We start from the raw sequence: 7,165 nt of genomic DNA, 5'->3' as shown, positions 1-7,165 counted from the left end.
TTCGCCGCCCCGGCCAGTCCGTGGATGCGGGGGTCCAACGAAAACATGAACGGGTTGCTGCGCCAGTACTTCCCGAAAAGCACGGACCTGAGCGTTCACACCGCGGAGGACCTGGCCAGGGTGGAGCAGCTGCTCAACACCCGTCCGCGAAAGGTCCTCGGATGGGCGACGCCGGCCACCGTGTTCGCGGCCAAGATGTCATGCTGAAACAACGTCGGTGTTGCGACGAGCTGTTGAATCCGCCCGGCGCCCGAGGGTCAGTATTCAGACGGCATCGACACGTGGCCGACTACGACGCCTGGCGAAAGGTCTACGACTCCGTCTCGGACGTACCGGCATTCAGCAACATCACCGGCGAGTCAGTGCACCGCATGGTCGATGATCCGGACAACGTGCTCGTGCTCCACTACTTCGATTCAGTCGACGAGGCCCGCGCCTTCACGGCACTGCCGGAACTGCAGGAGGCGATGCAACGCGCAGGCGTCCAGGGTGAGCCGCACTTCGAGTACTACGAATAGGACTCCCGAGGCGAGCTCAACCGCAGTACAGGTTCAACAGTCGCCAGCCCTGGGAAGCCGGCCACGCTGCTCGGTGAAGCCGGGCGTCTCCGGTGGCCGGTGGCCGTGCACGGCGAGGGACCGCACAGCCTTCAGGGAGGGTGCTTTCAGTTGAAGGGGCACGCTGAGACCGCTGCGTGGCGGTGCGGTGAGTTCTTCGGCCACCCCAACCGGAATGACGAACCCGCGGGGCACCGTCCGGAGCAGCTCAGTGACGATGAGACGGCCCGAGTGCTGCCCAACTTTGTCAGTGAGCGATGGTCCGAGAATCTATGCGCAGAATGCCTCCCCACCGGACAGGGTGCGCCGCCATTCATATTCGGCAGAAGGACGCCGCTTCATCCGGACGCTTGGCGGAACAGGCACCGACCTCGCTCCGGCGATCAGCCGCCCTGACCGGCAAGTTCCTCGACATCGACATCCAGGGAACCTCTCAATCCTCGGATGCCCACCGCCCGGGCGTGGGCGCCGCGGCTCGTGGTCGAATGGTCGGGCGGCCCCGATCGGGGCCGTGGAGCCATCCTCGTCCCACGGAGTCACGATGACCACTGCACCCTCGGATCACGCCGCTGACGTCCTCGTGATCGGCGGCGGCAATGCCGGGATCTCCCTGGCCGCACGACTGCGCCGCAAGGGCATCACGGACATCGTGATCGCAGAGCCGAAGTCCACGCACCACTACCGGCCGCTGCTCTCCTACGTGGGCGCCGGACTGAAGACCGTGCCCCAGATGTCCCGCGCCCAGCACCGCGTCATGCCTCGCGGCGTGCGATGGATCCAGGACCGTGTCCAGGCACTGGATCCGGCGGCACGGACGGCCACGCTGTCCTCCGGCGAGCACATCGGCTACCGGGACGTCGTGATCTGCGCGGGCTCCACCCCGGACTGGGACCGTGTCCCCGGCAGTGCCGAGGCGATGGCCGGCCCGCACGCCTCGACCAACTACACCGTGGAGCTGGCCCCCAGGACCTGGGAGCCGATCCGCGGGCTGCGCCGCGGCCGGGCGCTGTTCACGATCCCGGACGGCCCGGCGCCCACGCCGCAGATCGGGCAGAAGATCCTCTACCTGGCCTGCGACTACTGGCAGCGCCAGGGTGTTCTGCAGGACATCGAGGTGACCCTGCTGACGCCCACCGCCACCGTGTTCGGCCAGCCGGACGTGGACCGGGTGCTGATGCCCTGGGTCCGGCGCTACGGCATCACGGTCCTGACGAGCGCCCACGTGCAGTCGATCGAGGCCGGCTCCCGCCGACTGCGGGCCACGGTCGACGGGACGCCGCGGGATCTGTCCTACGACCTGCTGCACCACAGCCCCGCCCACCGGGCCCCGGCCTGGATCGCCGACGCGGGACTGGGCGTCGCGCCGGGCCCGGGCGCCGCTTGGGCCGGCTACGCGGACGTGGATGCGCAGACCCTGCGCCACCGCCGTGTGCCCACCGTGTGGGCCTGCGGGGACGCTGCCGCGCTGGGGACCGCCTCGTCCGGCGGGGCACTGCGCCACCAGACGAAGATCCTCACCGAGAACCTCCTGGCCGCCCGTGACGGCCGGGATCCCACGGCCTCCTACGACGGGTACACCGTGACCCCCGTGACGGTGCAGCGGGGCCGGGCCGTGCTGGCCGAGTTCGACCGGGACAACGAACTGGCGCCCAGCATCCCCGGCGTGCCGCTGCTGGCCCCGAAACGCGCCTCCTGGTTCTTCGACCTCGAGGTCCTCCCCCGGCACTACTGGAACGTGATCCTCCGGGGCTTCTAGTGGACCATGTGTGCACACATCCGTGGCGCCTCGTTCCCCGCTCCGATGGCACCTGATGGCCCGCGCCTCCAGTCGTCGCAGCATGAGCCGGGAGAAATGAGGGTCGGACGTCGGGAGGCGCCCCGAGGAACAAGATTCATGCATCTGCACAGGATTGTGCACCGCGATATTACCGTCTGGTACTTTTCGGGTAGCACCGGCCCCCACGCCGGTGCAGTGACCCCCATGATCCGTTCCCCGGCGGTCGGGGGTCGCCTTCTGCGCCTCGGCGCGGCGAAGCGCCCCTGCCCTCTCCCGGGCAGGAGCGCTCCGTGCCGAGGAACCGGGACGGCGGACAGCCGTCCCGGGCCGGTCGAGCGGCGAACCCCAAGAGCCCTGCGGTCACCGGCGGTAGGAGGCCCCGCGGTGGTCGTCGGCCAGCCTCGGCCCGGCGCCCGCCAGCGCCTCGCGCAGCGTCCTGCCGGCGGGCAGAGCCCCGGGCTCCGGCAGCAGGCCGCGGCGCCGCAGCTCCGGCGACACCATCGTGGTGAACCGCTCCAGGTCCGCCGGCCGCACGGCCGCCGAGATGTTGAAGCCGTCCACGCCGGCCTCCTCCCGCCAGCGCTCGAGCTCGTCCGCCACGGTGCCGGGGGCCCCGGCGATGACGGGCCCGCGGCCGCCGATGGCCACGAACTCGGCCAGGTCCCGCACCGTCCAGGTCCGGTCCGGGGACAGCGAGGTGAACGCCGCGAGCGCGGACTGGTTGGCGTCGGTGGCCACGTACTCGAGCGGCGCGTCGGGGTCCGCCCCGGCCAGGTCGACGCCGGTCCAGCCGCCGAACAGGGACAGCGCTCCCTCGATGTCCACGTGCCGGCGGTATCCGTCGAGCCTGGCGTGGGCCTCGTCGTCGGTCTCGGCGACCACCACGGTGGCCATGGCGAAGGTCTTCACGGCGTCCTCGGCCCGTCCCTGCGCGGCCAGTTCGGCCCGGACGCCGTCGGTCCACCGGCGCACGAGCTGCGGGGTGTTGCCGATGAAGAAGATGGCCTCGGCGTGGTCCACGGCGAACTGCTGTCCGCGCTTCGAGGCGCCGGCCTGGAACAGGAACGGGGTGCCCTGGGGTCCGGGGTGGGCCAGCGCCTGGCCGGGCACGGAGAACCAGGTGCCCTCGTGGCCGATGGCGTGCACAAGCTCCGGGTCCACGAAGACCCCGGCGCCGGCGTCGGCCTTCACCGCCCCGGGCTCGAAGGAGCCCTCGAGGAGCTTGTACATGACCTCCATGTACTCGTCGGCGCGGTCGTAGCGCTCGTCGTGCGGGATCTGCCGGTCCATGCCCAGGTTCCGGGCGGCGGAGTCCTGGTAGGAGGTCACCACGTTCCACGCCACCCGGCCGCGGGTGAAGTGGTCGAGGGTCGCGAAGGTGCGGGCCAGCAGGTAGGGGGCCTCGTAGGTGACAGAGGCGGTCACCCCGAAGCCGAGCTGCTCGGTGGCCGCGGCCATCGCCGGCACCGCGACGAGCGGGTCGAGCACCGGGTACTGCACTCCCCCGCGGGCCGTGGCCTCGGCCCCGCCCCCGTACACGTCGTAGACGCCGGGGACGTCCGCCAGGAACAGCGCGGTGAAGCCGCCCTCCTCGAGGGTGCGGGCCAGCGACGTCCAGTACTCGAGCGTGTCGAAGCCGGCGACCCCGGCCTCCGGGTGGCGCCACAGTCCCGGTGACTGGTGCACGGGCACCATCATGTCGAAGGCGTTCAGCAGCAGGGGGCGGCTCATACGGTGGTCCTCTCGGGGGTGGTCCGGGTGGCGCTCGCGGCGGCGGGGGTCGCGAGGGCCGGGGCGGCCGCGGTCCGGCCGGCGTGCAGATCGGTGAGTTCGGTGCCGCGCTGGTCCCGGGCGGGATCCTTCGCGGCCAGGGCGGCGACGACGGAGAGCACGGCCAGCACGGAGAGGTAACCGGCGATCAGCCACGGGGTGTCCCCGCCGGCGGCGAAGAGCAGGGCGGCGATCAGCGGCATGAGCCCGCCGCCCAGGACGGTGCCGACCTGGTAGCCAAAGCTCACGCCCGAGTACCGCACGTGCACGGGGAACTGCTCGGCGAACCAGGCCGCCTGCGGTCCGTAGACCGCGTCGTGGACGAGGTTGATGCCGAGGATGACCACGAGCGGCAGCAGGGCGAGCGGGCCGGCCTCGAGGAAGGCGAACAGCACCCAGCCGAAGACGCCGATCGCCGCGTAGGCGGTCACCGAGACGACCTTCCGGCCCACCCGGTCGGACAGCCAGGCCCAGAACGGGGTGGAGAACAGGCCGATGGCCGAGGCGATCATCACCGCGGTCACGCCCGCGGCGCTGTCCCCGCGCACGTCCCGCAGGTAGGTCAGCATGTAGACCGTCACCAGGTAGTAGACGGCGTTCTGGGCCAGGCGCAGGCCGATCGTCACCAGCACCGGGCGGCGGTGGTGGACCAGCAGCTCCCGCAGGGGGGCCTTGGCCACGTTCCCCGAGGCCCGGTGCTCCAGGAACTCCGGGGCGTCGGCCACCCCGAGGCGGATCCACAGGCCCACCGCCACGAGCAGGGCCGAGAGCAGGAAGGGGATGCGCCAGCCGTAGGCGGCGAACTGCTCCTCGCTCATGACGTTCTGCACGATGAAGAACGCGCCGGTGGCCAGCAGCATGCCGGCGGAGGAGCCGATCTGGGTGAAGGACCCGAAGAACCCGCGGTGGCGGGCCGGTGAGTGCTCCACGCTCAGCAGCGCGGAGCCGCCCCACTCGGCACCGGCGGACAGGCCCTGGAGGATGCGCAGGACCACGAGGCCGACGACGGCCCACCAGCCGATCACCTCATAGGTGGGCAGCAGGCCGATCAGGGTGGAGGCCACGCCCATGAGCAGCAGCGAGGCCACCAGCAGGGCCTTGCGGCCGATCCGGTCCCCCAGGTGCCCGGCGATGATCCCGCCCAGGGGCCGGGCGATGACCCCGACCGCGAGCGTGGCGAAGGACGCCACGATGCCGCCGAGCTCGGTGGCCATGGGGAAGAACTGGACGTTGAAGACGAGTGCGGCGGCGGTGCCGTAGAGGTAGAAGTCGTACCACTCGATGGTGGTCCCGGCGAAGGCCGAGGCCAGGACGCGCTTCTTGCCGTGGACGATGCTGCTGCGTCCCGGGGCGGCCGTGGTCGTGGTGCTCATGCGTCAGGCTCCTGGGGTTCGGTCGGCGTCGGTCGCGGCGTCGGTCGTGGCGTCGGTCTTAGCGACAGTTCTTGCGTCGCCGATGGCGTTCAGGCCCTCGGGCAGGGTGCCGTTGATGAGGTAGTCGCCGAGGGCGCGGGCGCGGAAGGCGATCGGGTTGTGAGTGGCCACGGTCTGGGCGTTGCGCCAGTGCCGGTCCAGGCCCTTGGCCGTGGACGTGGCGGAGGCGCCCACGGTGAGGAACAGGTCCTGGGCCGCGCCGAGCGCCAGCTCCGGCACGGTGACCTGGGCGTGCTCCACGGCGATCTCGGACTCGTGCAGCGCCGCCGGGAGGGTCCCGGTGAAGTCCGGCCGGTCGGCGCCGGCCGCTGCGGCGGCGGCGATCCCGGCGTCCAGGGCACGGGCGGCGTGCAGGACGGTGGCCTCGGCGGCGAAGGCCTTGGCGGAGATCCGTCCGGTGGCCTCCTGGATCAGCGGGTCGTCGCGGAACGGCAGGCCGAGCCCGGTGTTGAAGGTCCGCCGGCGTCCGGCGATGGTCTCCACCGCGTCCCTCCGGGCCGCCCGGGCGATGCCGGCCAGGACGGCCAGCAGCACGAGCTGGAAGAAGGCGGCCTCGTGGACGGCCTCCGCGCTGCCGGCGGTGCGGTCCAGCACGGCGTCGTCCGGGACGCGCACCCGGTCGAAGACCGCGGTGCCGGTGCCGGTGAGCTTCTGTCCGAAGCCGTCCCAGTCGTCCTCGAGCACCACGCCCTCGGCGTCCGTGGCGACGACGGCGAAGCGGCGCCCGTCGCGGCCGTCCAGGGCGGCCGAGACGCGGGTGTAGTCACAGAAGACGGAGCCGGTGGCGTAGAACTTCCGGCCGGTGAGCTCCCAGCCCTCGGGGGTCCGGCTCAGCACGGTGTTCAGGGTGCCCAGCGCGTTGCCGCCCTTCTCCGTGGAGGCGTTGCCCACGGTGGCCCCGGCCAGCACCCGCGGGTACCACACCTCCTGGAGCTCCCGGGGCAGGAAGCGCAGGGACTCCACGAAGCCGTGGTGGGAGCGGTAGAGGTGGGCGATGTTGGAGTCGGCCTCGGCCAGGTCGACCAGCAGCCGGGTGAAGTCCTCGAGGCTGACCCCGGGGCCGCCGTGGGCCGCCGGGACGCGCAGGGCACCGAACCCGGCCCGGTCCAGCCGGCCGACCTCCGCGTAGGGCAGCGCGCGCCGGAGGTCCCGGTCCAGGGCGCCGGCGGCGATCTCCGCGAACAGCGGCCGGAAGTGCTCCCGCAGCCCGGCGTAGTCCCCGGGCAGGCCGGCGGCGAGGTCCGTGCCGGCGCGGGGATGGGCGGTGGTCTCCTCGACCGTGCTCGGGGTCATGCGGTGGTCCTCTCGGTCGCACCGAGGATTGCCGGTCGGCCGGTCGCGCCGGGGCGGGTCCGGTGGCGGCAGCGCCGGAGGCTGACGTCACGGACCGACTGCAGATCCGGGATCTCCATCGGTTCTGGCATGAGCACCCTGACCCCGGAGGAGGGCGGGTTGCTGCGGCGTCGTCGAGCCAGATCTCTCAACCGCTCTGAATGGGGCGCTTGCCATGGGACCAGACAGCCCGGTCCGGGACCAACCGGATGACGCGCGCACGTCATGGAATGTCACGACGGCGTCACAGACCGTCACGTCCTCCGCAGTGGTGTATCGGCCTGGATCAGGAGAGC

Annotated in this window: 6 protein-coding genes and 1 riboswitch; of the genes, 3 read left to right on the top strand and 3 right to left on the bottom strand. The window is 71.8% G+C overall.

From position 1 onward, the window contains the following. From CK505_RS07990 to CK505_RS07980, 3 genes are all read left to right on the top strand, one after another. A partial coding sequence (locus CK505_RS07990) for an IS30 family transposase (RefSeq protein ID WP_141246791.1) occupies nt 1-207 on the top strand: 207 nt, incomplete at its 5' end. Nucleotides 208-281: 74 nt separating this feature from the next. Beyond that, the gene (locus CK505_RS07985; protein WP_095650729.1) at nt 282-518 is read left to right on the top strand and encodes a cyclase; all 237 of its coding nucleotides are present in this window, start codon (nt 282-284) and stop codon (nt 516-518) included. 580 nt (nt 519-1,098) lie between these two features. Further along, nucleotides 1,099-2,313, top strand: coding sequence for an FAD/NAD(P)-binding oxidoreductase (locus CK505_RS07980; RefSeq protein WP_095650728.1), 1,215 nt, complete (start codon nt 1,099-1,101; stop codon nt 2,311-2,313). 381 nt (nt 2,314-2,694) lie between these two features. On the opposite strand, the gene CK505_RS07975 is transcribed toward CK505_RS07980, so the two are convergent. Genes CK505_RS07975 through CK505_RS07965 form a run of 3 tightly spaced genes read right to left on the bottom strand, consistent with a single transcriptional unit; the run spans nt 2,695 to nt 6,830 of the window. Then, the gene (locus tag CK505_RS07975; protein WP_095650727.1) at nt 2,695-4,065 is read right to left on the bottom strand and encodes an LLM class flavin-dependent oxidoreductase; all 1,371 of its coding nucleotides are present in this window, start codon (nt 4,063-4,065) and stop codon (nt 2,695-2,697) included. Further along, nucleotides 4,062-5,477: an MFS transporter gene (locus CK505_RS07970; protein ID WP_095650726.1), complete on the bottom strand. Its 1,416-nt coding sequence runs from the start codon at nt 5,475-5,477 to the stop codon at nt 4,062-4,064. Before CK505_RS07970 ends, CK505_RS07975 begins: the two co-directional genes overlap by 4 nt. 3 nt (nt 5,478-5,480) lie before the next feature. Beyond that, entirely contained in the window at nt 5,481-6,830 is a 1,350-nt protein-coding gene (locus CK505_RS07965; RefSeq protein ID WP_095650725.1) for an acyl-CoA dehydrogenase, read from the bottom strand. A 112-nt stretch (nt 6,831-6,942) separates the two neighbouring features. After that, a riboswitch (SAM riboswitch) is annotated at nt 6,943-7,037 on the bottom strand. Nucleotides 7,038-7,165: the final 128 nt, after the last annotated feature.

It is taken from the genome of Kocuria sp. WN036, assembly GCF_002287015.1.
Classification (GTDB): Bacteria; Actinomycetota; Actinomycetes; order Actinomycetales; family Micrococcaceae; genus Kocuria; species Kocuria rosea.
Note: the sequence above shows the minus strand (reverse complement) of the source record. Positions and strands in the feature narration are given on the sequence as shown.